The organism is Staphylococcus sp. GDY8P119P (assembly GCF_017892075.1).
Lineage (GTDB): Bacteria > Bacillota > Bacilli > Staphylococcales > Staphylococcaceae > Staphylococcus > Staphylococcus ureilyticus.
The window spans coordinates 516761-541525 of sequence record NZ_JAESKJ010000001.1; the positions used below are offsets into that span (position 1 = coordinate 516761).

At 34.6% G+C, this 24765-nt stretch carries 39 protein-coding genes; 38 read left to right on the plus strand and 1 reads right to left on the minus strand.

Annotated elements, in window-relative coordinates:
* The first annotated feature begins 3 nt into the window (after positions 1-3).
* From rplB to KA830_RS02540, 32 genes are all read left to right on the plus strand, one after another.
* On the plus strand, positions 4-837 hold the full coding sequence (rplB, locus tag KA830_RS02385; protein WP_046208423.1) for a 50S ribosomal protein L2: 834 nt from the start codon (positions 4-6) through the stop codon (positions 835-837).
* Between the two features lie 64 nt (positions 838-901).
* Positions 902-1180: a 30S ribosomal protein S19 gene (rpsS, locus tag KA830_RS02390; protein WP_019468644.1), complete on the plus strand. Its 279-nt coding sequence runs from the start codon at positions 902-904 to the stop codon at positions 1178-1180.
* 28 nt (positions 1181-1208) lie between these two features.
* Positions 1209-1562: a 50S ribosomal protein L22 gene (rplV, locus tag KA830_RS02395; RefSeq protein ID WP_019468645.1), complete on the plus strand. Its 354-nt coding sequence runs from the start codon at positions 1209-1211 to the stop codon at positions 1560-1562.
* A 23-nt stretch (positions 1563-1585) separates the two neighbouring features.
* Positions 1586-2239: a 30S ribosomal protein S3 gene (rpsC, locus tag KA830_RS02400; protein WP_019468646.1), complete on the plus strand. Its 654-nt coding sequence runs from the start codon at positions 1586-1588 to the stop codon at positions 2237-2239.
* 2 nt (positions 2240-2241) lie between these two features.
* On the plus strand, positions 2242-2676 hold the full coding sequence (gene rplP / locus KA830_RS02405) for a 50S ribosomal protein L16 (protein WP_019468647.1): 435 nt from the start codon (positions 2242-2244) through the stop codon (positions 2674-2676).
* A complete protein-coding gene (gene rpmC, locus KA830_RS02410; RefSeq protein ID WP_002482620.1) occupies positions 2666-2875 on the plus strand; it encodes a 50S ribosomal protein L29 in 210 nt (69 codons plus the stop codon). The genes rplP and rpmC overlap by 11 nt, the downstream gene beginning before the upstream one ends.
* A gap of 26 nt (positions 2876-2901) precedes the next feature.
* On the plus strand, positions 2902-3165 hold the full coding sequence (rpsQ, locus tag KA830_RS02415; protein ID WP_019468648.1) for a 30S ribosomal protein S17: 264 nt from the start codon (positions 2902-2904) through the stop codon (positions 3163-3165).
* A 30-nt stretch (positions 3166-3195) separates the two neighbouring features.
* A complete protein-coding gene (gene rplN / locus KA830_RS02420) occupies positions 3196-3564 on the plus strand; it encodes a 50S ribosomal protein L14 (protein WP_019468649.1) in 369 nt (122 codons plus the stop codon).
* Between the two features lie 41 nt (positions 3565-3605).
* Entirely contained in the window at positions 3606-3926 is a 321-nt protein-coding gene (rplX, locus tag KA830_RS02425; RefSeq protein WP_040029978.1) for a 50S ribosomal protein L24, read from the plus strand.
* 22 nt (positions 3927-3948) lie between these two features.
* Complete coding sequence (gene rplE / locus KA830_RS02430; protein WP_046208422.1) at positions 3949-4488, plus strand: 50S ribosomal protein L5; 540 nt, start codon at positions 3949-3951, stop codon at positions 4486-4488.
* Between the two features lie 21 nt (positions 4489-4509).
* A complete protein-coding gene (locus tag KA830_RS02435) occupies positions 4510-4695 on the plus strand; it encodes a type Z 30S ribosomal protein S14 (protein WP_046208421.1) in 186 nt (61 codons plus the stop codon).
* 31 nt (positions 4696-4726) lie between these two features.
* Positions 4727-5125 carry a 30S ribosomal protein S8 gene (gene rpsH, locus KA830_RS02440; protein ID WP_019468652.1) on the plus strand — a complete coding sequence of 133 codons (399 nt, stop codon included), beginning with the start codon at positions 4727-4729 and terminating at the stop codon, positions 5123-5125.
* A gap of 27 nt (positions 5126-5152) precedes the next feature.
* The gene (rplF, locus tag KA830_RS02445) at positions 5153-5689 is read left to right on the plus strand and encodes a 50S ribosomal protein L6 (protein ID WP_019468653.1); all 537 of its coding nucleotides are present in this window, start codon (positions 5153-5155) and stop codon (positions 5687-5689) included.
* 31 nt (positions 5690-5720) lie between these two features.
* Positions 5721-6083 (plus strand): 50S ribosomal protein L18, encoded by a 363-nt coding sequence (gene rplR / locus KA830_RS02450; RefSeq protein ID WP_046208420.1) that lies wholly within the window; start codon positions 5721-5723, stop codon positions 6081-6083.
* A 20-nt stretch (positions 6084-6103) separates the two neighbouring features.
* Positions 6104-6601 carry a 30S ribosomal protein S5 gene (gene rpsE, locus KA830_RS02455; protein WP_019468655.1) on the plus strand — a complete coding sequence of 166 codons (498 nt, stop codon included), beginning with the start codon at positions 6104-6106 and terminating at the stop codon, positions 6599-6601.
* Between the two features lie 16 nt (positions 6602-6617).
* Positions 6618-6797 (plus strand): 50S ribosomal protein L30, encoded by a 180-nt coding sequence (rpmD, locus tag KA830_RS02460; RefSeq protein WP_002482630.1) that lies wholly within the window; start codon positions 6618-6620, stop codon positions 6795-6797.
* A gap of 16 nt (positions 6798-6813) precedes the next feature.
* Complete coding sequence (gene rplO / locus KA830_RS02465; protein ID WP_046208824.1) at positions 6814-7254, plus strand: 50S ribosomal protein L15; 441 nt, start codon at positions 6814-6816, stop codon at positions 7252-7254.
* Positions 7254-8546 carry a preprotein translocase subunit SecY gene (gene secY / locus KA830_RS02470; protein ID WP_046208418.1) on the plus strand — a complete coding sequence of 431 codons (1293 nt, stop codon included), beginning with the start codon at positions 7254-7256 and terminating at the stop codon, positions 8544-8546. The genes rplO and secY overlap by 1 nt, the downstream gene beginning before the upstream one ends.
* Positions 8547-8563: 17 nt before the next feature.
* Positions 8564-9214: an adenylate kinase gene (locus tag KA830_RS02475; RefSeq protein ID WP_019468658.1), complete on the plus strand. Its 651-nt coding sequence runs from the start codon at positions 8564-8566 to the stop codon at positions 9212-9214.
* Between the two features lie 173 nt (positions 9215-9387).
* Positions 9388-9606 carry a translation initiation factor IF-1 gene (gene infA, locus KA830_RS02480; protein WP_001118443.1) on the plus strand — a complete coding sequence of 73 codons (219 nt, stop codon included), beginning with the start codon at positions 9388-9390 and terminating at the stop codon, positions 9604-9606.
* A gap of 31 nt (positions 9607-9637) precedes the next feature.
* Entirely contained in the window at positions 9638-9751 is a 114-nt protein-coding gene (rpmJ, locus tag KA830_RS02485) for a 50S ribosomal protein L36 (RefSeq protein WP_002482634.1), read from the plus strand.
* A 21-nt stretch (positions 9752-9772) separates the two neighbouring features.
* Positions 9773-10138 carry a 30S ribosomal protein S13 gene (gene rpsM, locus KA830_RS02490; RefSeq protein WP_046208417.1) on the plus strand — a complete coding sequence of 122 codons (366 nt, stop codon included), beginning with the start codon at positions 9773-9775 and terminating at the stop codon, positions 10136-10138.
* A gap of 23 nt (positions 10139-10161) precedes the next feature.
* Entirely contained in the window at positions 10162-10551 is a 390-nt protein-coding gene (rpsK, locus tag KA830_RS02495; RefSeq protein ID WP_019468660.1) for a 30S ribosomal protein S11, read from the plus strand.
* A 76-nt stretch (positions 10552-10627) separates the two neighbouring features.
* A complete protein-coding gene (locus KA830_RS02500) occupies positions 10628-11572 on the plus strand; it encodes a DNA-directed RNA polymerase subunit alpha (RefSeq protein ID WP_019468661.1) in 945 nt (314 codons plus the stop codon).
* An 18-nt stretch (positions 11573-11590) separates the two neighbouring features.
* Complete coding sequence (rplQ, locus tag KA830_RS02505) at positions 11591-11959, plus strand: 50S ribosomal protein L17 (protein ID WP_046208416.1); 369 nt, start codon at positions 11591-11593, stop codon at positions 11957-11959.
* 677 nt (positions 11960-12636) lie between these two features.
* The gene (locus tag KA830_RS02510; RefSeq protein ID WP_070657854.1) at positions 12637-13449 is read left to right on the plus strand and encodes an energy-coupling factor transporter ATPase; all 813 of its coding nucleotides are present in this window, start codon (positions 12637-12639) and stop codon (positions 13447-13449) included.
* A complete protein-coding gene (locus tag KA830_RS02515) occupies positions 13446-14309 on the plus strand; it encodes an energy-coupling factor transporter ATPase (RefSeq protein WP_046208414.1) in 864 nt (287 codons plus the stop codon). The genes KA830_RS02510 and KA830_RS02515 overlap by 4 nt, the downstream gene beginning before the upstream one ends.
* On the plus strand, positions 14299-15105 hold the full coding sequence (locus KA830_RS02520) for an energy-coupling factor transporter transmembrane component T family protein (RefSeq protein ID WP_046208413.1): 807 nt from the start codon (positions 14299-14301) through the stop codon (positions 15103-15105). Before KA830_RS02515 ends, KA830_RS02520 begins: the two co-directional genes overlap by 11 nt.
* A 3-nt stretch (positions 15106-15108) precedes the next feature.
* The gene (gene truA, locus KA830_RS02525) at positions 15109-15915 is read left to right on the plus strand and encodes a tRNA pseudouridine(38-40) synthase TruA (RefSeq protein ID WP_046208412.1); all 807 of its coding nucleotides are present in this window, start codon (positions 15109-15111) and stop codon (positions 15913-15915) included.
* Positions 15916-16117: 202 nt separating this feature from the next.
* The gene (rplM, locus tag KA830_RS02530) at positions 16118-16555 is read left to right on the plus strand and encodes a 50S ribosomal protein L13 (RefSeq protein WP_046208411.1); all 438 of its coding nucleotides are present in this window, start codon (positions 16118-16120) and stop codon (positions 16553-16555) included.
* A gap of 19 nt (positions 16556-16574) precedes the next feature.
* Positions 16575-16967, plus strand: coding sequence for a 30S ribosomal protein S9 (gene rpsI / locus KA830_RS02535; RefSeq protein WP_019468668.1), 393 nt, complete (start codon positions 16575-16577; stop codon positions 16965-16967).
* A gap of 368 nt (positions 16968-17335) precedes the next feature.
* The gene (locus KA830_RS02540) at positions 17336-18085 is read left to right on the plus strand and encodes an alpha/beta hydrolase (RefSeq protein ID WP_128088462.1); all 750 of its coding nucleotides are present in this window, start codon (positions 17336-17338) and stop codon (positions 18083-18085) included.
* Positions 18086-18164: 79 nt separating this feature from the next.
* On the opposite strand, the gene KA830_RS02545 is transcribed toward KA830_RS02540, so the two are convergent.
* Positions 18165-19160, minus strand: a complete 996-nt coding sequence (locus tag KA830_RS02545) for an LLM class flavin-dependent oxidoreductase (protein WP_204180270.1) — start codon at positions 19158-19160, stop codon at positions 18165-18167.
* Between the two features lie 144 nt (positions 19161-19304).
* Between KA830_RS02545 and KA830_RS02550 the strand changes: the two genes are divergently transcribed.
* From KA830_RS02550 to KA830_RS02575, 6 genes are all read left to right on the plus strand, one after another.
* Positions 19305-20312 (plus strand): NADP-dependent oxidoreductase, encoded by a 1008-nt coding sequence (locus tag KA830_RS02550; RefSeq protein WP_064209390.1) that lies wholly within the window; start codon positions 19305-19307, stop codon positions 20310-20312.
* Positions 20313-20329: 17 nt separating this feature from the next.
* Positions 20330-21337, plus strand: coding sequence for a zinc-binding alcohol dehydrogenase family protein (locus tag KA830_RS02555; protein WP_064209391.1), 1008 nt, complete (start codon positions 20330-20332; stop codon positions 21335-21337).
* A gap of 344 nt (positions 21338-21681) precedes the next feature.
* Positions 21682-23247, plus strand: a complete 1566-nt coding sequence (locus KA830_RS02560) for a BCCT family transporter (protein WP_046208405.1) — start codon at positions 21682-21684, stop codon at positions 23245-23247.
* Between the two features lie 143 nt (positions 23248-23390).
* Positions 23391-23927: an alkaline shock response membrane anchor protein AmaP gene (gene amaP, locus KA830_RS02565; protein ID WP_019468674.1), complete on the plus strand. Its 537-nt coding sequence runs from the start codon at positions 23391-23393 to the stop codon at positions 23925-23927.
* 12 nt (positions 23928-23939) lie between these two features.
* Complete coding sequence (locus KA830_RS02570; RefSeq protein WP_019468675.1) at positions 23940-24179, plus strand: DUF2273 domain-containing protein; 240 nt, start codon at positions 23940-23942, stop codon at positions 24177-24179.
* 58 nt (positions 24180-24237) lie between these two features.
* Positions 24238-24744, plus strand: coding sequence for an Asp23/Gls24 family envelope stress response protein (locus tag KA830_RS02575; protein WP_046208404.1), 507 nt, complete (start codon positions 24238-24240; stop codon positions 24742-24744).
* Positions 24745-24765: the final 21 nt, after the last annotated feature.

A 24765-nucleotide genomic window follows, 5' to 3' on the forward strand; every position in this document is an offset into this window, starting at 1 on the left:
ACAATGGCTCTAAAAAAATATAAGCCAATTACTAACGGTCGTCGTAATATGACTAGTTTAGATTTCGCTGAAATTACGAAAACTACTCCTGAAAAGTCACTATTACAACCGCTACCGAAAAGAGCGGGACGAAATCATCAAGGTAAATTGACTGTACGCCATCATGGCGGTGGACACAAACGTCAATATCGTGTAATTGATTTCAAACGTAACAAAGATGGTATCCAAGCAAAAGTTGATTCAATTCAATATGATCCAAACCGTTCAGCAAATATCGCATTGTTATTTTACGCTGATGGAGAAAAACGTTATATTATTGCACCTAAAAACTTAAAAGTAGGTCAAACACTTGAAAGTGGTGCAGAAGCAGATATTAAAGTAGGTAATGCACTACCACTACAAAATATTCCAGTAGGTACTGTTATTCATAACATCGAGTTGAAACCTGGTAGAGGTGGACAAATCGCTCGTTCTGCTGGTGCAAGTGCACAAGTATTAGGTAAAGAAGGTAAATATGTATTAATCAGATTAAGATCTGGCGAAGTACGTATGATTCTTTCAACTTGCCGTGCTACTATTGGACAAGTTGGTAATATCCAACACGAACTTGTTAACGTTGGTAAAGCTGGACGTTCAAGATGGAAAGGTATCCGTCCGACAGTTCGTGGTTCTGTAATGAACCCTAACGATCACCCACACGGTGGTGGTGAAGGACGCGCACCAATCGGTATGCCTTCTCCAATGTCACCTTGGGGCAAACCAACACTTGGTAAGAAAACACGTCGCGGTAAAAAATCATCAGATAAACTTATCGTTCGTGGACGTAAGAAAAAATAAAAATAACTTATTTGGGTGTGCGGCTTAACCGCTGCACGCACATAATAAGAAGGGAGGCGCCACTATGGCTCGTAGTATTAAAAAAGGACCTTTCGTTGACGATCACCTAATGAAAAAGGTTGAAGCTCAAAGCGGAAGCGAGAAAAAACAAGTAATCAAAACTTGGTCACGTCGTTCAACTATTTTCCCTGATTTCATCGGACATACATTCGCTGTATATGATGGACGTAAACATGTGCCTGTATTTGTAACAGAAGATATGGTTGGTCATAAACTTGGAGAGTTTGCACCAACACGTACATTTAAAGGTCACGTTGCAGACGATAAAAAAACAAGAAGATAATATCTAACAGGTAGAGGAGGAAATTGGAATGGAAGCAAAAGCGGTTGCTAAAACAATAAGAATCGCACCTCGTAAAGTTAGATTAGTATTAGATCTAATTAGAGGCAAAAGCGCTGGTGAAGCGATAGCGATTTTGAAATTAACAAACAAGGCTTCATCACCAGTAATTGAGAAATTATTAATGTCCGCTTTAGCTAATGCAGAACATAACTATGACATGAACACAGATGAGTTAATAGTTAAAGAAGCTTATGCTAATGAAGGACCAACTTTAAAACGTTTCCGTCCACGTGCACAAGGTAGTGCAAGTGCGATCAACAAACGTACAAGCCACATTACAATCGTCGTAAGTGACGGTAAAGAAGAAGCTAAAGAAGCTTAATAAAATCTTAAGGAGGGAACACTGTGGGTCAAAAAATTAATCCAATTGGACTTCGTGTCGGTGTAATCCGTGATTGGGAAGCTAAATGGTATGCAGAAAAAGACTTCGCATCATTATTACACGAAGATTTAAAAATCCGTAAGTTTATTGATAACGCATTAAGTGAAGCTTCAGTTTCTCATGTAGAAATTGAACGTGCTGCTAATCGTATCAACATCGCTATTCACACTGGTAAACCTGGTATGGTAATCGGTAAAGGCGGTTCAGAAATAGAAAAACTTCGTAACAAATTAAATTCATTAACAAATAAAAAAGTACACATCAACGTAATTGAAATCAAAAAAGTAGATTTAGATGCTAAATTGGTAGCGGAAAACATTGCGCGTCAATTAGAAAATCGTGCATCTTTCCGTCGTGTACAAAAACAAGCTATTACAAGAGCGATGAAACAAGGCGCTAAAGGTATCAAAACACAAGTATCTGGTCGTTTAGCTGGTGCTGATATCGCTCGTGCAGAACAATATTCAGAAGGAACTGTTCCACTTCATACACTACGTGCTGACATAGGCTATGCACACGCAGAAGCAGACACAACTTATGGTAAGTTAGGTGTCAAAGTGTGGATTTATCGTGGAGAAGTTCTTCCTACTAAGAACACTAGTGAAGGAGGAAAATAATAATGTTACTACCAAAACGTGTTAAATATCGTCGTCAACATCGTCCTAAAACAACTGGTCGTTCTAAAGGCGGTAACTATGTAACATTTGGTGAGTATGGTTTACAAGCAACTACAACGTCTTGGATCACATCTCGTCAAATCGAATCAGCTCGTATTGCAATGACTCGTTATATGAAACGTGGCGGGAAAGTTTGGATCAAAATCTTCCCACACACACCTTACACTAAAAAACCTTTAGAAGTTCGTATGGGTGCTGGTAAAGGTGCCGTTGAAGGCTGGATTGCTGTTGCAAAACCAGGTAGAATTTTATTTGAAGTTGCAGGCGTAAACGAAGAAGTTGCGCGTGAAGCATTACGTTTAGCTAGTCACAAACTTCCAGTTAAAACTAAGTTTGTAAAACGTGAAGAATTGGGTGGTGAAACAAATGAAAGCTAAGGAAATTAGAGACTTAACCACTTCTGAAATCGAAGAACAAATCAAATCTTCAAAAGAGGAGCTTTTTAACCTACGCTTTCAGTTAGCTACAGGACAATTAGAGGAAACTGCACGTATTCGTACAGTAAGAAAAACGATTGCACGTCTAAAAACTGTTGCTCGTGAAAGAGAAATTGAACAAGGTAAGGCTAATCAATAATCAAATTGAAAGAGGAGGTTACTAAAGTGAGCGAAAGAAATGATCGTAAAGTTTATGTAGGTAGAGTCGTTTCCGATAAAATGGATAAAACAGTAACTGTACTTGTTGAAACATACAAAACACACAAACTATATGGCAAACGAGTAAAATACTCTAAAAAATACAAAACACATGATGAAAACAACTCAGCTAAATTAGGGGACATCGTTAAGATTCAAGAAACACGTCCTTTATCAGCAACTAAGCGTTTCCGTTTAGTAGATATTGTTGAAGAATCAGTAATTATTTAATAAACAGTGAAGATAAAGGAGGTTTAACTCATGATCCAACAAGAAACACGATTAAAAGTAGCAGATAACTCTGGTGCACGTGAAGTACTTACAGTCAAAGTATTAGGTGGATCTGGTCGTAAAACAGCGAACATTGGTGACGTAATCGTCGTTACTGTTAAACATGCTACACCAGGCGGCGTTGTCAAAAAAGGTGAAGTAGTTAAAGCTGTTGTTGTACGTACTAAATCAGGTGTACGTCGTAATGACGGTTCATATATCAAATTTGATGAAAATGCATGTGTCATCATTCGTGACGACAAAGGCCCACGTGGTACTCGTATTTTTGGACCAGTTGCGCGTGAATTACGTGAAGGTAATTTCATGAAAATTGTATCATTAGCTCCAGAAGTACTTTAATAAACTATTTATAAATATATAAATTTAAGGAGGTGCCACACATGCATATCAAAAAAGGTGACAACGTAAAAGTTATCGCAGGTAAAGACAAAGGTAAAGAAGGTAAAGTAGTAGCTACTGAACCTAAAAAAGACCGTGTCGTTGTGGAAGGTGTTAACACTATTAAAAAACACCAAAAACCAACTCAATTTAATCCTGAAGGTGGAATCTTAGAAACAGAGGCAGCAATCCATGTTTCTAATGTACAATTATTAGACCCTAAAACGAATGAACCTACTCGTGTAGGTTACAAATTCGAAGACGGTAAAAAAGTTAGAATTGCAAAAAAATCTGGCGAAGAAATTAAATCTAATAATGAATAATTAATTGAAAGGAGGATCCACTGTGAATCGTTTAAAAGAAAAATTTAATACTGAAGTTACAACGGACTTAGTAAAAAAATTCAACTATAGTTCTGTAATGGAAGTACCAAAAATAGAAAAAATTGTAGTAAACATGGGTGTTGGTGATGCTGTACAAAACTCTAAAGTATTAGATGATGCTGTAGAAGAATTACAAGCTATCACTGGTCAAAAACCATTAGTAACTAAAGCGAAAAAATCTGTCGCTACATTCCGTTTGCGTGAAGGTATGCCAATCGGTGCTAAAGTAACTTTACGCGGTGAAAGAATGTATGACTTTTTAGATAAATTAATTGCGGTATCACTTCCACGTGTTCGTGACTTCCGTGGTGTATCAAAATCTGCATTTGACGGTAGAGGTAACTACACTTTAGGTGTTAAAGAACAATTAATTTTCCCTGAAATCGACTACGACCGAGTAAGTAAAATACGAGGAATGGATATCGTTATCGTAACAACTGCTAACACTGACGAGGAAGCTCGTGAATTGTTAACACAATTCGGTATGCCATTTCAAAAATAATCTCTAAAGGAGGCTAATTAAGTGGCTAAAAGTTCAATGGTTGCTAAGCAACAAAAAAAACAAAAGTTCCAAGTACGTGAATATACGCGTTGTGAACGTTGTGGTCGTCCACATTCTGTATATCGTAAATTTAAATTATGCCGTATTTGTTTCCGTGAATTAGCTTATAAAGGCCAAATCCCTGGCGTTCGTAAAGCTAGCTGGTAATAGAAAAAAGTCTGAAAGGAGGCAACATTCAATGACAATCAACGATCCAATTGCAGATATGCTAACTCGTGTAAGAAACGCAAACATGGTGCGTCACGATAAGTTAGAATTACCTGCATCAAATATTAAAAAAGAAATTGCTGAAATATTAAAAAGTGAAGGTTTCATTAAAAACGTAGAATACGTTGAAGACGATAAACAAGGGGTTATCCGTTTATTCCTTAAATATGGTCAAAACAATGAACGTGTTATCACTGGATTAAAACGTATCTCAAAACCAGGTTTACGTGTTTATGCTAAAGCAAACGAAGTACCTAAAGTATTAAATGGTTTAGGTATTGCATTAGTTTCTACTTCTGAAGGTGTAATCACTGATAAAGAAGCAAGAAAACGTAATATTGGTGGAGAAATCTTAGGTTACGTTTGGTAATAATTAATAACAAGGAGGTGCGATAACATGAGTCGTGTTGGTAAAAAAATTATTGACATCCCTAGCGACGTTACAGTAACTATCGAAGGAAATACAGTTTCTGTTAAAGGTCCAAAAGGCGAATTATCACAAACAATGAATGAAAGAATGACATATAAGCAAGATGAAAACACATTAGAAGTTGTTAGACCAACTGATTCTCAAAATGATAGAACAGTTCATGGTACAACTCGTGCTTTGATTAATAATATGATTCTAGGTGTTAAAGATGGCTATAAAAAAACACTTGAGCTTGTAGGTGTTGGTTACCGTGCTCAAATGCAAGGTAATGACCTAGTATTAAACGTTGGATACTCACATCCAGTTGAATTTAAAGCTGAAGATGGAATCACTTTCGGTGTTGATAAAAACACTACAGTAACTGTAGAAGGTATTTCAAAAGAACAAGTTGGAGCGATTGCTTCAAACATCCGTTCAGTAAGACCTCCAGAACCTTACAAAGGTAAAGGAATCCGTTACCAAGGTGAATACGTTCGCCGTAAAGAAGGTAAAACTGGTAAATAATAAATAACTTTCAGAAGAAAGGAGTAATAAAATGATCAGCAAAATTGATAAAAACAAAGTGCGTTTGAAAAGACATGCACGTGTCCGTAACAAATTGTCTGGCACTGCTGAAAAACCACGTCTAAATGTTTATCGTTCAAACAAACACATTTATGCACAAGTTATCGATGATGTTAATGGCAAAACATTAGCACAAGCTTCAACACAAGAAAAAGATCTAGCTAATGAAACTGGATCTAAAGTTGATTTATCAGCTAAAGTCGGCGAAACAATTGCTAAAAGAGCAAATGAAAAAGGCGTAAAAACAATTGTATTTGACCGCGGAGGATATTTATATCACGGACGTGTTAAAGCATTAGCAGAAGCAGCTCGTGAAAATGGTTTAGAATTTTAATTTAAAGGAGGGACATTTACATGGCTCGTAGAGAAGAAGCGAAAGAATTTGAAGAACGCGTTGTTACAATTAATCGTGTTGCAAAAGTTGTAAAAGGTGGTCGTAGTTTCCGTTTCAGCGCTTTAGTAGTAGTTGGAGATAAAAACGGTCGCGTTGGATTCGGTACTGGTAAAGCACAAGAGGTACCTGAAGCAATCAAAAAAGCAGTTGAAGCAGCTAAGAAAAACTTAGTTGAAGTTCCACGTGTCGAAGGTACAACTCCTCACATGATTACTGGACAATTCAGTTCAGGTAGTGTATTAATGAAACCAGCTGCACCTGGTACTGGTGTTATTGCGGGTGGTCCTGTTCGTGCGGTATTAGAACTAGCAGGTATCACTGATATCTTAAGTAAATCTTTAGGTTCAAACACACCAATCAACATGGTGCGTGCAACAATTAATGGATTACAAAACCTTAAAAATGCTGAACAAGTTGCGAAATTACGTGGCAAGTCAGTAGAAGAATTATATAATTAAGGAGGGAAAATAAGTTATGGCTAAATTACAAATTACCCTCACTCGTAGTGTTATAGGTCGTCCAGAAACACAACGTAAAACTGTTGAAGCTTTAGGTTTGAAAAAAACAAACTCTTCAGTAGTTGTTGAAGATAACCCTGCTATTCGTGGGCAAATCAACAAAGTAAGTCACTTAGTGACAGTAGAAGAAAAATAATTAAGGAGGTGCCGAAATGAAATTACATGAGTTAAAACCAGCAGAAGGTTCTCGTAAAGTTCGTAACCGCGTAGGTCGTGGTGCAGCTACTGGTAACGGTAAAACTAGTGGCCGTGGACAAAAAGGACAAAAAGCGCGTTCAGGTGGTAGTATCAGACCAGGATTTGAAGGTGGACAATTACCTTTATTCCGCCGTTTACCAAAACGAGGTTTTACTAACATTAACCGCAAAGAATATGCTATTGTTAACTTAGACCAACTTAATAAATTTGAGGATGGTACTGAAGTAACTCCTGCTTTATTAGTAGAATCTGGTGTAGTTAAAAGTGAAAAATCTGGTATTAAAGTACTAGGCAATGGTTCACTTGACAAGAAGTTAACAGTGAAAGCTAACAAATTCTCTGCTTCTGCAGCAGAAGCTATTGATGCTAAAGGCGGAGCACACGAGGTGATCTAATGTTTCAAACGCTTGTGAGCTTCTTTACTACAAAAGAAGTTCGTAACAAGATCTTTTTTACGCTCGCAATGTTAGTTATTTTTAAAATAGGTACTTATATTCCAGCACCTGGCGTAAATCCAGCTGCTTTTGACAGTCAACAAGGTTCTCAAGGTGTCACTGACTTACTGAATACGTTTGGTGGCGGAGCCTTGCAGAACTTTTCTATCTTTGCCATGGGTATAATGCCATATATTACTGCATCAATTGTGATGCAGTTATTACAAATGGATATTGTTCCAAAGTTTTCAGAGTGGGCAAAACAAGGTGATGCAGGTAGAAAGAAACTTAATAACGTAACCCGTTATTTTGCGATTGTACTTGCTTTTATCCAATCAATAGGAATGGCGTTCCAATTTAATAATTATTTGCAAGGTCAACTTATTATGGATCAGTCCGTAATAAGCTACCTGACAATAGCTGTTGTATTAACAGCTGGAACAGCGTTTTTAATTTGGATAGGTGAACAAATCACTCAATTCGGTGTTGGTAATGGTATTTCCATCATTATCTTTGGAGGTATTTTATCTTCATTACCTTCATCATTAATCCAGTTTTACCAACAGTCCTTTGTAGGACAAGATGACACAACTTTAGCATGGTTAAAAGTTATTGGGTTAATTGTTGGAATGATATTGCTAACAGTTGGTGCAATATTCGTACTACAAGCTATTAGAAAAATACCAATTCAATATGCGAAAAAACAGTCTGCACAACGATTAGGTTCACAAGCAACATATTTACCTTTGAAAGTTAACTCTGCAGGGGTTATCCCAGTCATCTTTGCAATGGCGTTCTTCTTATTACCAAGAACATTAACTTTGTTCTTCCCTGATGCAAGTTGGGCGCAAAAAGTATCTGACGTTGCAAATCCATCGAATAATATAGGGATGATTGTTTATGTAATCCTTATTATTGCATTTGCATATTTCTATGCATTTGTACAAGTCAATCCTGAAAAGATGTCTGATAACCTTAAAAAACAAGGAAGTTATGTTCCGGGTATTAGACCTGGCGAACAAACAAAAAAATATATTACTAAAGTTCTCTACAGATTGACCTTTGTAGGATCAATATTCTTAGCTGTCGTTGCTATACTACCAATCATTGCTACTAAGGTGATGGACTTACCACAATCGATTCAAGTCGGTGGTACAAGTCTACTTATCGTAATTGGTGTTGCGATTGAAACAATGAAGAGTCTTGAAGCTCAAGTGAGTCAAAAAGATTATAGAGGCTTTGGTGGTAGATAAATTGTAGGAGGGCACTTATGAATATCATTTTAATGGGTTTACCTGGCGCAGGTAAAGGAACTCAAGCGAGTGAAATTGTTAAGAAATTCCCAATTCCACACATATCTACTGGAGACATGTTCAGAAAAGCGATTAAAGATGAAACGGATTTAGGCAAAGAAGCTAAATCATACATGGATCGTGGAGAATTAGTCCCTGATGAAGTTACTGTGGGCATCGTAAAAGAAAGAATTTCTGAAGACGATGCAAAAAAAGGATTCTTACTTGACGGCTTTCCTCGTACTATTGAACAAGCAAAAGCATTAAGTGAAATCATGCAAGAATTAGATAGAAAAATTGATGCTGTTATCAATATAGAGGTACCTGAAGAAGAATTAATGAACCGCCTTACTGGTCGTAGAATTTGCGAAAAATGCGGGCACACTTATCATCTTGTATTCAATCCTCCAAAAGTTGATGGCATTTGTGATATTGACGGTGGTAAATTATACCAACGTGAAGATGACAACCCAGAGACAGTTGCAAATCGTTTAAATGTCAATGTGAAACAATCTAAGCCAATCCTAGAATACTATGATAATGAAAATGTATTGAAAAACATTGATGGTTCAAAAGATATTAACGAGGTTACTTCAAACGTAATCGATATTCTTGAGAATCTAAAATAGTATCAACTTTGTACGGTCTATGTAATGCCAAGAGTATAAACGAAAAAGAGTGACAATGCGATATAGTAATTCATTTTAATTTTGTTGAACTTATTAACAACACTTATAGACTCGTAGGGTTAGAGTTGATCTTAGACGATAACCAACTATTGTAAAAAGGGGGAAGTTAATAAATGGCTAAGCAAGATGTTATTGAATTAGAAGGTACAGTATTAGATACTTTACCAAATGCAATGTTTAAAGTAGAATTAGAAAATGGTCATGAGATTTTAGCTCACGTTAGTGGTAAAATCAGAATGAATTATATTCGAATTCTACCTGGCGACAAAGTAACTGTAGAAATGTCTCCGTATGATTTAACACGCGGAAGAATTACGTATCGTTATAAATAATCGTCACTCCATAATATAGGGAGGTATTAAAATGAAAGTAAGACCATCAGTAAAACCAATTTGCGAAAAATGTAAAGTCATTAAACGTAAAGGTAAAGTAATGGTAATTTGTAGCAATCCAAAACACAAACAAAGACAAGGTTAATAAAGAGAGGTGTAAATAATTATGGCACGTATAGCAGGAGTAGATATTCCACGTGAAAAACGTATTGTTATTTCGTTAACTTATGTATATGGTATCGGTACTACTACAGCTCAAAAAATTGTTGAAGAAGCAAATGTATCTGCAGATACACGCGTTAAAGACTTAACTGATGACGAATTAGGTCGTATCCGTGAAGTAATCGACAATTATAAAGTAGAAGGTGACTTACGTCGTGAGCAAAACTTAAACATTAAACGTTTAATGGAAATCTCATCATACCGTGGTATCCGTCACCGTCGTGGATTACCAGTACGCGGACAAAAAACAAAAAACAATGCTCGTACTCGTAAAGGCCCAGTTAAAACTGTAGCTAACAAGAAAAAATAATAGGTAAAGGAGGCAAATTTTAAATGGCACGTAAACAAGTATCTCGTAAACGTAGAGTGAAAAAGAATATTGAGAATGGTGTAGCACATATCCGCTCAACATTCAATAATACAATCGTAACTATTACTGATGAATTTGGTAATGCTTTATCATGGTCATCAGCAGGTGCACTTGGATTTAAAGGATCAAAAAAATCAACACCATTCGCAGCACAAATGGCATCAGAAACTGCAGCTAAAGCAGCTATGGAACATGGTTTGAAAACTGTTGAAGTTACAGTTAAAGGTCCTGGCCCAGGTCGTGAATCAGCGATCCGTGCATTACAATCAGCTGGATTAGATGTAACTGCAATCCGTGACGTTACTCCAGTACCACATAATGGTTGTCGTCCACCAAAACGTCGTCGCGTATAATATTATCGTTATTGTCGCAAGTCACTGAGAAACACAGTACAATTCAAGTCGACGTAATCAAGGAGGATATTTGTAAATGATTGAAATCGAAAAACCTAGAATTGAAACAATTGAAATTAGTGAAGATGCTAAATTCGGTAAGTTCGTTGTTGAACCACTAGAACGTGGCTACGGTACTACACTAGGAAACTCCTTACGTCGTATCCTACTATCTTCATTACCAGGTGCAGCCGTTAAATACATCGAAATCGAAGGTGTATTACATGAATTCTCAGCAATAGATAATGTTGTAGAAGATGTTTCAACAATTATCATGAACATCAAAAAACTAGCATTGAAAATTTATTCTGAAGAAGATAAAACATTAGAGATTGATGTAAAAGATGAAGGCGAAGTTACTGCAAGTGACATCACACATGATAGTGATGTAGAGATTTTAAATCCTGAGATTAAGATCGCAACAGTATCTAAAGGTGGACATTTAAAAATCCGTCTTGTTGCTAATAAGGGTAGAGGTTACGCATTAGCAGAACAAAATAACACTAGTGATTTACCAATTGGTGTAATTCCAGTGGATTCACTATATTCACCAGTAGAACGTGTTAACTATACTGTAGAAAACACACGTGTAGGTCAAAGTAGTGATTTTGATAAATTAACTTTAGATGTTTGGACTAATGGTTCTATTACGCCACAAGAGTCTGTTTCTCTAGCGGCAAAAATCTTAACTGAACATTTGAACATCTTCGTTGGATTAACTGATGAAGCTCAAAATGCTGAAATCATGATTGAAAAAGAAGAAGATCAAAAAGAAAAAGTACTTGAAATGTCTATTGAAGAATTAGACCTATCTGTACGTTCATATAACTGTTTGAAACGCGCAGGTATTAATTCTGTTCAAGAATTAGCTGATAAATCTGAAGCAGATATGATGAAAGTGCGCAATTTAGGACGTAAATCATTAGAAGAAGTTAAATATAAACTTGAAGATCTAGGTTTAGGTCTTAGAAAAGAAGATTAATATAAAGGAGGTTAACTCATGGGTTACAGAAAATTAGGACGTACATCTGATCAACGTAAAGCGATGTTACGTGACTTAGCTACTTCACTTATTGTAAGTGAGCGTGTTGAAACTACAGAAGCACGTGCAAAAGAATTACGTAGTGTTGTTGAAAAATTAATCACTTTAGGTAAAAAAGGAGATTTAGCATCTCGTCGTCAAGCTGCTAAAACTTTACGTAATGTTGAAATCTTAAATGAAGATGAAACAACACAAACTGCACTTCAAAAATTATTTGGTGAAATTGCTGAACGTTATACAGAACGTCAAGGCGGTTACACTCGTATCCTTAAAGTAGGCCCTCGTCGTGGTGACGGTGCTGAATCAGTAATTATAGAATTAGTTTAATTTAAATACACATACTACTATGTATAAAGCAAATGAGTGCAACGATAATGTTTGCCACATACAAATATTGTCTAGCTCAGAGTACCCCATCAAACTTAATAAATTTTAAAGCGTGAACTCAAATATGATGGGGTGCGCGCTTTTTTTTGTTAGTCCCCCTTAATTCGAAGAATTTAGGGGGACTTATGCAATTGCAAAGCAATAGCGAACCGCTAAGTCTTAATTCGAAGAATTTAGGGGGACTTATGCAATTGCAAAGCAATAGCGAACCACTGAGCCTTAATTCGAAGAAGATAAGGAATGCCTTCACGGAGTGAATGCATAAGTAGTTCTAGCTAAGCAAAGCTTAGAGAACTGCTTTAGACTTATGCAATTGCAAAGCAATAGCGAACTGCTAAGCCTTAATTCGAAGAAGATAAGGAATGCCTTCACGGAGTGGAGACATGAGCAGTTCTAGCTAATCAGCGATTTGTTTATAAATTCATATAAGTTTATTGTTAGGTATCAGTAATTGTTAATCGTGAAATATAATCTTTAGATGTTTAATGGTATCTTTTTGAAGACTCAATAAATGAGATTTAAAAGAAAAATTAGTGAAGAAGAAGTGCTTATTTATTATTTTTCATGTAAAATGATTAAGTATATAATTAATATTTTTGATTTAGGAGATAACTGACATGGTAACGCAAGCAGAAGAAATAATTAAATTTGATCACGTATCTTTTAAATATAATAGCGATGAACCACTTGCGTTAAATGATGTATCATTTAGCATACCAAGAGGTAAATGGACTTCTATAGTAGGCCACAATGGTTCAGGAAAATCAACGATAGCAAAACTGATGATAGGCATTCAAAAACCTTTTGAAGGCCAAATTTATTTGAACGGTATAAGTATCAATGATGATAACTTAAATGAGTTAAGACAACATATAGGAATTGTATTTCAAAATCCAGAAAATCAATTTGTAGGGTCTACTGTAGAATTTGATGTAGCTTTTGGTTTAGAAAATAATGCGATATCTTACGAAAAGATGCACGAAATTGTACCCAAAGCATTAGCGGATGTAGATATGTTGGATAGAGCCACATATGAGCCGCAATCACTTTCAGGTGGTCAAAAACAGCGTGTCGCAATCGCAGGTGTCTTAGCATTAAATACGGATATCATTATATTAGATGAAGCGACGTCTATGTTAGATCCAGAAGGCAGAACAGAATTAATTTCATTAATTCACCGTTTAAAAGAAGAAAAAGATGTGACAATCATTTCCATCACTCATGATTTATCAGAAGCTATAGATGCGGACCATTTAGTTGTTTTAAACCAAGGTTCCTTATATCAAGCAGGTTTGCCTCAAGTTATTTTTAATAAAGGAGCGGCACTGACACAAATTGGTTTAGATTTACCGTTTGCAATGAGAATGAGCCAACAACTCTTAGGTGTTACTGACTATATTTCTTACGAAAGGTTGGTAAGCAAATTATGACTGTTAAATTTGATCAAGTATCTTATGTTTATCAAAAAGGAACACCTTATGAGCATCTTGCATTGAAAGACATTGTAACCACTTTTGAACAAGGAAAGTATTATGCAGTAATTGGTCAAACAGGCTCAGGCAAGTCTACATTAATTCAGCATATTAATGGACTACTCAAACCTTCACATGGCTCTTTAGAGGTCAATGATGTCCAAATTACACATAAAACTAAAGATAAGTATTTAAAACAAGTACGAAAACGTGTGGGGGTAGTATTCCAGTTTCCAGAATCACAACTTTTTGAAGACTCAGTAGAACGAGAAATATTATTTGGACCTAAAAATTTTAATATGCCACTTGAAGAAGTAAAAGTACGGGCATTTCAATTATTAATCGAATTCGGTTTTAATAGAGATATACTTGAACAATCGCCTTTCCAAATGTCGGGAGGCCAAATGAGAAAAATAGCAATTACTTCTATCTTAGCTATGGATCCAGATATTGTCATATTAGATGAACCCACTGCAGGTCTTGATCCTAAAAGTAGAAATCAAATCATGGAAATGTTAAAGAAACTTCAAGTTGAACAACATAAAACAATCATATTAGTCACGCATGAAATGAATGACGTTGCAAAATATGTTGATGAAGTAAAAATTATTAAGCAGGGCAAATTAGTTGAAAGCTGTTCTCCAAGAAAATTGTTTAATGCAAATGACTATGTTAAAGACATGCACTTGGATGTTCCAGACATCGTTAAATTACAGAGAGACATTGAAGCAAAACATCAAATTAAATTTGACCGTATTGCATTAACCGAATCAGAATTCACTGAGATGTATAAGGAGTGGCAAAAAAATGAGAGATAAGTTTATTATAGGACGTTATCTTCCATTAGACACTTTTGTACATCGTCGTGATCCACGTGCAAAATTAATTTTTGTCTTTTTATTTATTATATTAATATTTTTTGCACATTCATTTTTTACTTATTTATGGTTATTTATAATCATTGTAACCATGATGAAAACTGCTCATATAAAAGCTTGGTTTTTAATTAAGGGGTTAACCCCAATATGGATTTTTCTGATTTTCACCTTTTTAATGCATTTATTTTTAACTAAAGGTGGTATACGGATATTTGAATTCGGTTTTATTTCAATTGATACACATGGTATTTTAGAAGGTATTTATATTGTCTTGAGGTTAATGTTTATCATTATGGTGTCTACAATTATGACTTTAACGACAAGTCCTTTAGATCTTACTGATGCATTTGAAAGGTTATTATACCCATTAAAGTTGATAAAAATACCTGTACATTTACTGAGTATGATGATGTCAATTGCTTTACGTTTTATTCCAACTTTAATGAATGAACTGGATAAAATTATCTTAGCACAGAAATCAAGAGGTTCTGAAATCAGTTCAGGGGGATTAATCAATAGAGTGAGCGCGTTTATACCTTTGTTAATTCCTTTATTTATCTCAGCTTTCCAAAGAGCTGAAGATTTAGCAATTGCAATGGAAGTACGTGGTTATGATACAAACAAACAGCGAACGAGTTTTCGTCAATTAAACTGGCAAAAGTCTGATAGCTTGTTATTGATATCAATAATACCAATAGCAATAATATTATTTGTGTTAAAGTATATGGGAGTGTAAAGGATGGTTCGTGTTTTAGTAAATATTTCGTATCAAGGTAGTCAATTCTTAGGTTTTCAAATTCAAAATAATGGTAGAACGGTACAACAGCAATTTGAAAAAATACTTAAGCGCATGCACAAGCGACATGTTAGAATTCATCCTAGTAGCCGAACTGATCGTGGTGTGCATGCAATAGAGCAATATTTTCATTTTGATTCAGAGCTTAACATTTTACCAGATCAATGGCAGTATGCAATGAATCGGGCATTACCTGATGATATTTTTGTGAAACATGTTTCATTTGTAGATGCGTCATTCCACTGTAGATATGATTGTGTGGGTAAAACTTACCGCTATAAAGTTTATCAATCACCTAATAAAAATCCATTTGAATGTGGTTTGAAAGCACACGTACCTGAAAGTTTAGACTTTGAAAAGATGTCTCAGGCTGCCAGTTTATTTATGGGTACACATGACTTTACTGGTTTTTGTTCTCAAAAAACAGAAGTTGAAAGTAAAGTACGTACTCTATATGAAAGTAGAATCGAAAAAACAGAATATGGTTTTGATTATGTAGTTACTGGTTCAGGGTTTTTATATAATATGGTACGTGTGTTAGTTGCATTTTTAATTGGTGTGGGTAAAGAGAAATTTCAGCCTGAGTCAGTTCCACAATTATTAAAAGCGAAAGATCGCAATAAAGTTCCGTTTACTGCACCAGCAGAAGGATTATATTTGGAACATATATACTTGTCTCCCGAAGCACTCATAAGTGATTTTGGTGAAGACATAAAAATATATCAAAAAAAATCCACACAAAATAGGTAAATTACATTGACAAAACACCATAAAAATTATACGATAACTAACGGTATTGTTTTATATCACCCCACGATAAGCCCCGGAATCTTATTGTGTAACAAGATATAGAAGCACGTAGAAATTATAAATTAACAAAATAAATGCATTTAAGTTTAAATATCATTTCAATTAGACAAGAAACATTTATTTATTCTAGGAGGACAATTATATGCGTCAAACATTTATGGCTAATGAAGCAAACATTGAGCGCAAATGGTATGTTATTGATGCTGAAGGTCAAACACTTGGTCGTTTATCATCAGAAGTAGCTGCTATTCTACGCGGTAAAAATAAAGTAACTTATACACCACACGTTGATTCAGGTGATTATGTAATTATCATCAACGCTGCTAAAATTCAATTCACTGGTAATAAAGAACAAGACAAAATGTATTACCGTCACAGTAACCACCCAGGCGGAATCAAATCAATCTCTGCTGGTGAGTTAAAAGCTAAAAACCCAGAACGTTTACTTGAAAACTCAATTAAAGGTATGTTACCAAGCACACGTCTAGGTGAAAAACAAGGCAAAAAATTATTTGTATATGGTGGCGCTGAACATCCACACGCTGCACAACAACCAGAAAACTACGAGTTACGTGGTTAATTAAAAGGAGGAAATTACATTGGCACAAGTTGAATATAAAGGCACAGGCCGTCGTAAAAACTCAGTAGCACGTGTACGTTTAGTACCTGGCGAAGGTAACATTACTGTTAACCACACTGATGTACGTAGCTACTTACCATTCGAATCATTAATCTTAGACTTAAACCAACCATTTGATGTTACAGAAACTAAAGGTAACTATGATGTATTAGTTAACGTTCACGGTGGTGGTTTCACTGGACAAGCACAAGCTATCCGTCACGGTATCGCACGTGCTTTATTAGAAGCAGATCCTGAATATAGAGGTTCATTAAAACGCGCTGGATTACTTACACGTGACCCACGTATGAAAGAACGTAAAAAACCAGGTCTTAAAAAAGCTCGTCGTTCACCACAATTCTCAAAACGTTAATATATCAAATACTGTGGCGAATACGATTCACCTACAGATTTGTACATTAATTGCTTAAGTAATTGGTGTTTATATAGCAACAATATTTCTAACTTCCCATATTTGTATGGGAAGTTTTTTTTGATTTATAAAATATTAAAAAAACAAACTTTGCTACTTTTAAAATTCAAAGCATTTGGTTTACTTTAGTAAGTTCAGTTAGTATGAAGTATAATAAAGTAAAAATGGTATTAGAGGTTATACATATGGCATTCAATAAATTAAAACATCTCTTGAAGCAATTGGTTTTCGTGTTAATATTTATTTTTTTAGCTAGTATTATCGTTTTGACTTTGAATCAACTGTTTAACAAAACCCACATTAAAAACATGTCTAACGAGACATCGATTCCTACATTTTATTTGCATGGTTTTGCCGGTACAGCTAATTCAGAAAAATACATGGTTAATTCAGCAGTGCAAAATAATATTACAAATGACGTTGTTGAGGCCAAAGTTTCATCAAATGGAAAGGTGACATTTAATAAAAATATAGTTAACAATATGAAACGTCCGATTATAAAAATCATTTTTGAAGATAATGAAGAAAAAGATTTAGAAAAAGATGCGCAATGGATTAAAAATGTTATGATTGCTTTTAATGCAAAATATCATTTTAAAAAATTCAATTTTGTAGCTCATTCTATGGGAAATCAATCATTTAGTTACTATATGTTAAAGTATGGTGATGATAGTGCCTTACCTAAGTTAAATAAGCAAGTGAGTTTAGCTGGAAACTTTAACGGGGAAGTGGATATCAATGGTTTGGACTTAAATATATATTTAGATAAAAATGGCAAACCTAGCAGGATGTTAAAAGCATATCGAAATTTATTATCTATGCAAGCGCACTATCCTAAAAATGCTGAAGTGCTTAATATTTATGGAGATTTAAAAGACGGAACCCATTCTGATGGTAGAGTTACAAATGTATCTTCAGAATCGTTAAGGTATCTCTTGTCAAATCACGTTAAAACTTATAAAACATACAAAGTATATGGACCAAAAGCAGAACATAGTGAGCTCCATGATAATAAAAAAGTTACAGATCAAATGAATGCATTTCTTTGGGGCTTATAAATGAAAAAGATAACTCTATGATTTTAGAATTATCTTTTATACAGTTTTGAATCCATGTTATTTACTCATTCTAAGAGGCTTAAAATGTATTATTTTCAGCTGCTAATAATTGTAGTAAGTTTTTGCGATTTGCTTCACCATATACATGTGGCTGTATCATCATTTCATCTGCATTATATTGATTTGCGATAGCTTTAAGTTGAGTGAAAACTTCATTTGGCAAACCACTGATAACACGTGCTTTATTTTGATGCATTTTTTCTATTTCTCTAGTGGATGGCTGTCTTTGTTGCGCAAATGTAATTGATGGATAATGACTAGGTTGTTTTAAATAATTAATGCGTAATAGCCATAGATGAAAAGCTTGTTCTAACTCTTTGATTTTTCGAATGTCATTTGCTGTGATGACAAAAGTTGAAATAATAACATAAGGTGTTCGGTTTGGATGAAGTTCTGAAAATAGCTTACGATAAACAGCGATAGATTGTTTAACTTTATTTTTATTTTTCCCCATTAAAGCGGTGACAAAAGGTAAGCCGTGTTGTGCAGCGAGTTCAGCGCTATTTTGACTTGTGCCTAATAAATGCATATTAGGTTGCGTTGGGATTAAAGGCGTGGCGTATAATCCAGGAAATCTTTGCTTTTGAATGTCATCATTAAAATAGTTTGTTAGATCCACAATTTGTGTTTCAAAATCAATGTTAGCTGTTTTGTTTTCATTTAACGCTTGATTTACATTTTTAAAACTGAAAGAGCGGCCAATGCCTAAATCTACTCTACGAGGGTGACGTCCTTCTAATATTTTAAAGACTTCTGCTATTTTATAAGCACTATAGTGAGGAAGCATAACGCCACCACTGCCAATGCGTATCGAAGTCGTATTTTCTAACAAAGCCATCATAATCATTTCTGGAGCACTAGAAGCAACTGACAATACTTTGTGATGTTCAGCAACCCAAAATCGATAAAAACCTAATGATTCAGCAAGTTGAGCTAATTCAACAGAATGATTTATCGCTTGAGTGGTGTTACTACCTTCAAATATTGGGACATAGTCTAGTATACTTAATCGCATGTTTACATTCTCCTTCATTACAATCATTTAAGTGCTCTATTCTGTTTATCATAACATGTGGACAAAATATCAAATAAGCGATTTGATTGATTGCATCACCTCATCACTATAAAATAGAAGAAAAGATGAAATGGAGGCAAAATAATGAAAACAGAAAGCATTGTATTAGCAAAACGTCCAGAAGGTATACCTTCAGATGATGTATTTAGATACGAAACTGTTGAAATAGATGAGCCTAGTAAAGATGAGATTCAAATTGAAGCGATATATATTTCGGTAGATCCATATATGCGTGGCAGAATGGATGATAGTAAATCTTATATTCAACCATTTCAATTGGATGAACCATTGGCAGGTCATATTGTTGGAAAAGTAATACAATCCAATGCTGATGGTTTTGAACAAGGCGATTATGTTGTAGGTATGCTACCTTGGCAAAAACATACAAATGTATCAGCACAAAGCGTTACGAAAATTACCCAGCGAGACATTCCACTATACTTATATCTTAGCGTATTAGGTATGACTGGCCAAACAGCATATCACGGATTGCTAAAAATTGGACAACCAAAAGAAGGGGAAACAGTTGTTGTTTCTGCAGCTTCGGGAGCTGTGGGTTCAGTAGTTGGTCAAATTGCTAAACTCAAAGGTGCTCGTGTAGTTGGTATTGCAGGTGGAACAAGTAAAACGGAATATTTAACTGATCAATTAGGATTTGATGCTAGCGTAGATTATAAAGCTGATAACTTCTCAGAGCAATTAGCTCAAGCGGTGCCTGATGGTGTAGATGTTTATTTTGAAAATGTTGGTGGACACATTGCAGATGAAGTTATGAAACACTTAAATCAATTTGCTAGAATTCCAGTATGTGGAGCGATTTCTGGTTATAATGATAAGGGTATTGAGCATGGTCCACGGATTCAACCAATTTTAATAAAATCACAAGCACTTATGAAAGGGTTTGTTGTGGCTAATTATGCAGACGACTTTAAACAAGCTAGTCAGCATCTTGCACAGTGGGTAAATGAAGACAAAATAAAAACAAAAACTTCAATCGTAGAAGGATTTGAAAACGTGCCTAATGCATTTAGAAATTTATTTACTGGAGACAATTTTGGTAAACAAGTGGTTCAAGTATCAGATAATTTATAACTAAAGGAGATGCACATATGAAAGCAATTGGTGCAGACAAACCGTTTACATTAGATGAGGGTAATCAATTTTATGAAATGGATATAGAGACGCCAAAACCTCAGCAGCGTGAGTTATTAGTACGTTTAACAGCTATTAGCGTTAATCCAGTAGATACGAAAATTAGACAATCGTCTATAAATGAGTCGCCAAGAATTCTAGGTTATGATGCTGTAGGCATTGTAGAAGATTTGGGTGAAGATGTTAAACAATTTAAAATTGGAGATGAAGTTTATTACTCAGGCTCACCATCATATCAAGGCTCAAATCAGACCTATCAACTTGTTGATGAACGCTTAGTAGCATTAAAGCCAAGTAATATTAGTGATACAGAAGCGGCAAGTTTACCATTAACTGGCTTAACAGCATCAGAGACACTTTTTGATGTTTTTAATATTTCTAAAAATCCTGAAGAAAATAAAGGTAAATCCTTATTAATAATTAATGGGGCAGGTGGCGTAGGCAGTATCGCGACACAGATAGCAAAATATTACGGATTACATGTCATCACCACTGCATCACGTGATGAAACGTATAATTGGTCAAAATCATTAGGTGCGGACATCGTGTTGAATCATAAAAATAATTTGACAGATGAATTTAAAAAATATGAAATTAGTGAAGTAGATTATATTTTTTGTACTTTTGATACGGACTTATATTATGAAAAAATGATTGAACTTGTAAAACCACGTGGTAAAATTGCGACAATTGTTGCTTTCAATCATGAGCAAGATTTGAATTTACTAAAGCCTAAAAGCATAACCTTTACTCATGAATATATGTATTCAAGACCTTTGAATCAAACAGAAGATATGGCTATTCACGGTACGTATCTAAAAGACATCACTGATAAAGTAGAATCTGGTGATTATCAACCAACAGCAAATGAAGTGTTAAAAGGATTAACAGCAGATAATATTTTTGAGGCGCATAGAAAAATGGAAAATCATAGAATGGTCGGTAAATTGGTTATTTCAATTTAACAAAAGTGAAAAATATTCTTAACGAAAACACTGTTAGTTATATATAAATTATTGTTAAATCATATGTGATATGCCAAAGCGATTTGATTAAATTAAGAGCTTTCAAGGAGCAAATGCAGTCAAGTTATTATATTTGATTGTTATTTTGCTCCTTTATTTTTTCAACATAACCGTCTATCACATGTTCGGTATCATCATTTTCACTTTTGAATATATGTGCGTCTTAAAATAAAAGTTATATATAAATTAAAATGTTAAATGCAATTAAATTCATAAATTACGCATATTAGCACGATGTAAGGGTATATGTGACACATAAAGTAAAGGGAGAGTGTCATGTTAATATGCGATTTAGAAAATTAACAGTGGTTTTTTGGGTAGCGTTAACGATTTGTACGCTATTTGTTATATATGGAGCAATTGCGCCTAAACAATTAGAATCGGTTACACAAGCGATCACCAATTTTATTGCAGTAAATTTTGGATGGTATTATTTACTATTAGTATTAGCCATTTTAGTTGTATCTATCTATTTATTATTTTCTAGATATTCAACAATAACTTTAGGTCAAGAGGGAGAAGACCCAGAATTTTCACTTAAATCATGGTTTGCAATGTTATTTAGTGCAGGTATGGGGATAGGCTTAGTATTTTGGACAACAGCTGAACCCATCAGTCACGCATTTACTTTAACACCGATACATAAAGCAGGAACACAAACTGCTATAAATGAAGCGATGCAGTTTTCATTTTTTCACTGGGGTATACATGCGTGGGCAGTGTACGGAATTGTTGGACTCGTGTTTGCGTACTTTAATTTTCATAAAGGATATCCTGGATTAGTTAGTGCTACATTAAGACCCATTTTGGGTGAAAAAATGATGCGAGGCCCAATAGGTGGCGCAATCGATGTGCTTGCAATTATTGCCACAGTAACTGGTGTTGCTGCGACATTAGGTTTTGGTGCATTACAAATTAATGAAGGGTTGAATTTCTTATTTAAAATACCTTCTAATTTTGGTACACAAGTTGTGATTATCGTTATAGCTACAGTGTTATTTACCTGGTCTGCTTGGTCCGGTATTGATAAAGGCATTAAAAACTTAAGTAATATTAATATGTTTTTAGCTTTTGTAGTTTTGATCGCATTATTTTGTGTCGGTCCTACGTTAAACATTTTAAATATGTTTACGAATTCATTGGGTGATTATATTGCTAATTTCTTTAATATGAGTTTACGTATTCCACAAGCAGGTGGAGAGAAATTCCAATGGTTACAACAGTGGACAATCTTCTACTGGGCATGGTGGGTTTCTTGGGCGCCATTTGTTGGTATATTCATTGCTCGGGTTTCTCGAGGTAGAACAATTAAAGAATTTATTTTAGGTGTACTTTTTGTACCAGCACTTGTTTGTTTTTTATTCTTTGCAGTATTCGGGGCATCTGCAATTTATTTACAGCAAAATGGTATTGCCAACATTGCTAAAGAGGCAACTGAAACTGCAACATTTGCAACGCTTGAGCATTTCCCATTAGGATTTTTACTCAGTATTATCACGCTCATTGTAATTATGATTTTCTTTGTTACTTCAGCAGACTCAGCAACTTACGTGCTTGGTATGTTGAGTTCTAAAGGTAGTATAAACCCATCCGGTATAGTAAAAGTAAGCTGGGGGATTATTTTAGCTTTATTTGCGATGATTATGATTTATACAGGTGGTACACAATCAATACAAAATTTATTAATCATTGCAGCTTTGCCTTTTTCAATCGTCATTATCTTTATGATTTGGTCACTATTCAAATCATTATCAATTGAAAAACCGCGTCCTAGCAATAAATTACTTGTTTCTGATGAAAAGTATTTACAATATCGAAAATCAAATCAAGATCATGAAAAAAATACCTAATTACAAATGCATCATGGCAGTGATTAAAATTATTTTACCAAATACATTATAATTTCAATTTAAAATGTTTTTACGTTTATTTAACGGGGTATAAAGATGTATGACATGTACATATAATTTGACTATAGGAGGTGTCATACGAGGTGAAGCGAATTAAAAATTTTATACTAGGTCTATTAATCGTAGTCATCGTTGGTTTTTTACTATTTATGTATATCAAAGATTCTAGAATTAGTGAGTACCAGGACTACTTCAAGCAATTTAATTGGTTTGAACCAACGTTAATTGGCTTAGCAGCTCTATTGATTTTAATAGGTCTAATACTTGTATTTAGCTTGTTTAAACCTACGTATAGAAAACCTGGACTTTATAAAGACTATGAAGATGGACATATTTATGTATCGAGAAAAGCAGTTGAAAAATCTGCATACGATACACTTGTAAAATATGACCAAATTCGTCAACCAAATGTTATAGCGAAACTATATAACAAGAAAAAGAAATCACATATTGCTTTAAAAGCTGATTTCTTTGTTCCGGGTGATGTTCAAGTTGGTTCATTAACAGAAGAAATAAGAAATGACATTAAACAAAATGTTGAGCATTTCACTGAATTACCAGTTTCAAAATTAGAGGTTAACGTTAGAGATCAAAAAGCCTCAGGCAAACGTGTGTTGTAAGGGAGGGTTATCATGGCTAACAATAATAACCAACAAAGACAAGATTCTACACAAGAAGTTGTTGATTTTTTCAAAACATTTAAATGGAGAATAATTGGATTTTTAGCATTTCTAATTATCGCTATATTATTTTTAACGTTAGGTTTCTGGAGTACAATATTAATTATCGTTTTATGTTTAATTGGTATTGGTATTGGGTATACTAAAGACCGTAAGCAAGATTTTTTAAATTTCTTAAATCGATGGAGTTAATTAATTTAAATAGTATATTATTAATTTTAAAATCTTATATAACAAAGGAGAATTAATTATGGCAGTAGATAACAATAAAGCAAAACAAGCATATGATAACCAAACTGGAGTAAACGAAAAAGAGCAAGAAAAACAACAACAGCAGCAACAACAGCAACAAGAACCAGAATTCACAAATAAGTTAACGTTCTCAGACGAAGTTATTGAAAAAATTGCTGGTATTGCCGCACGCGAAGTAAATGGTATTTTAGAAATGAAAGGCGGCTTCGTTGATAACATTTCTAGTTCATTCGGAAGCAGCAACAATGTAACACAAGGTGTTAGCGTTGAAGTAGGCGAAAAACAAGCTGCAGTTGATTTAAAAGTTATTTTAGAATATGGTGAATCTGCACCTAAAATTTTCCGCAAAGTAACAGATTTAGTTAAAGAACAAGTAAAATATATTACTGGTCTTGAAGTTGTAGAAGTGAATATGCGTGTTGAAGACGTGATGACTAGAAAAGAATGGTCACAAAAAAATGAAAAAAGCCAAAATTCAAGCAACGAAAATAAAGGCTTACAATAACGCATAATTTAAAAAATACCG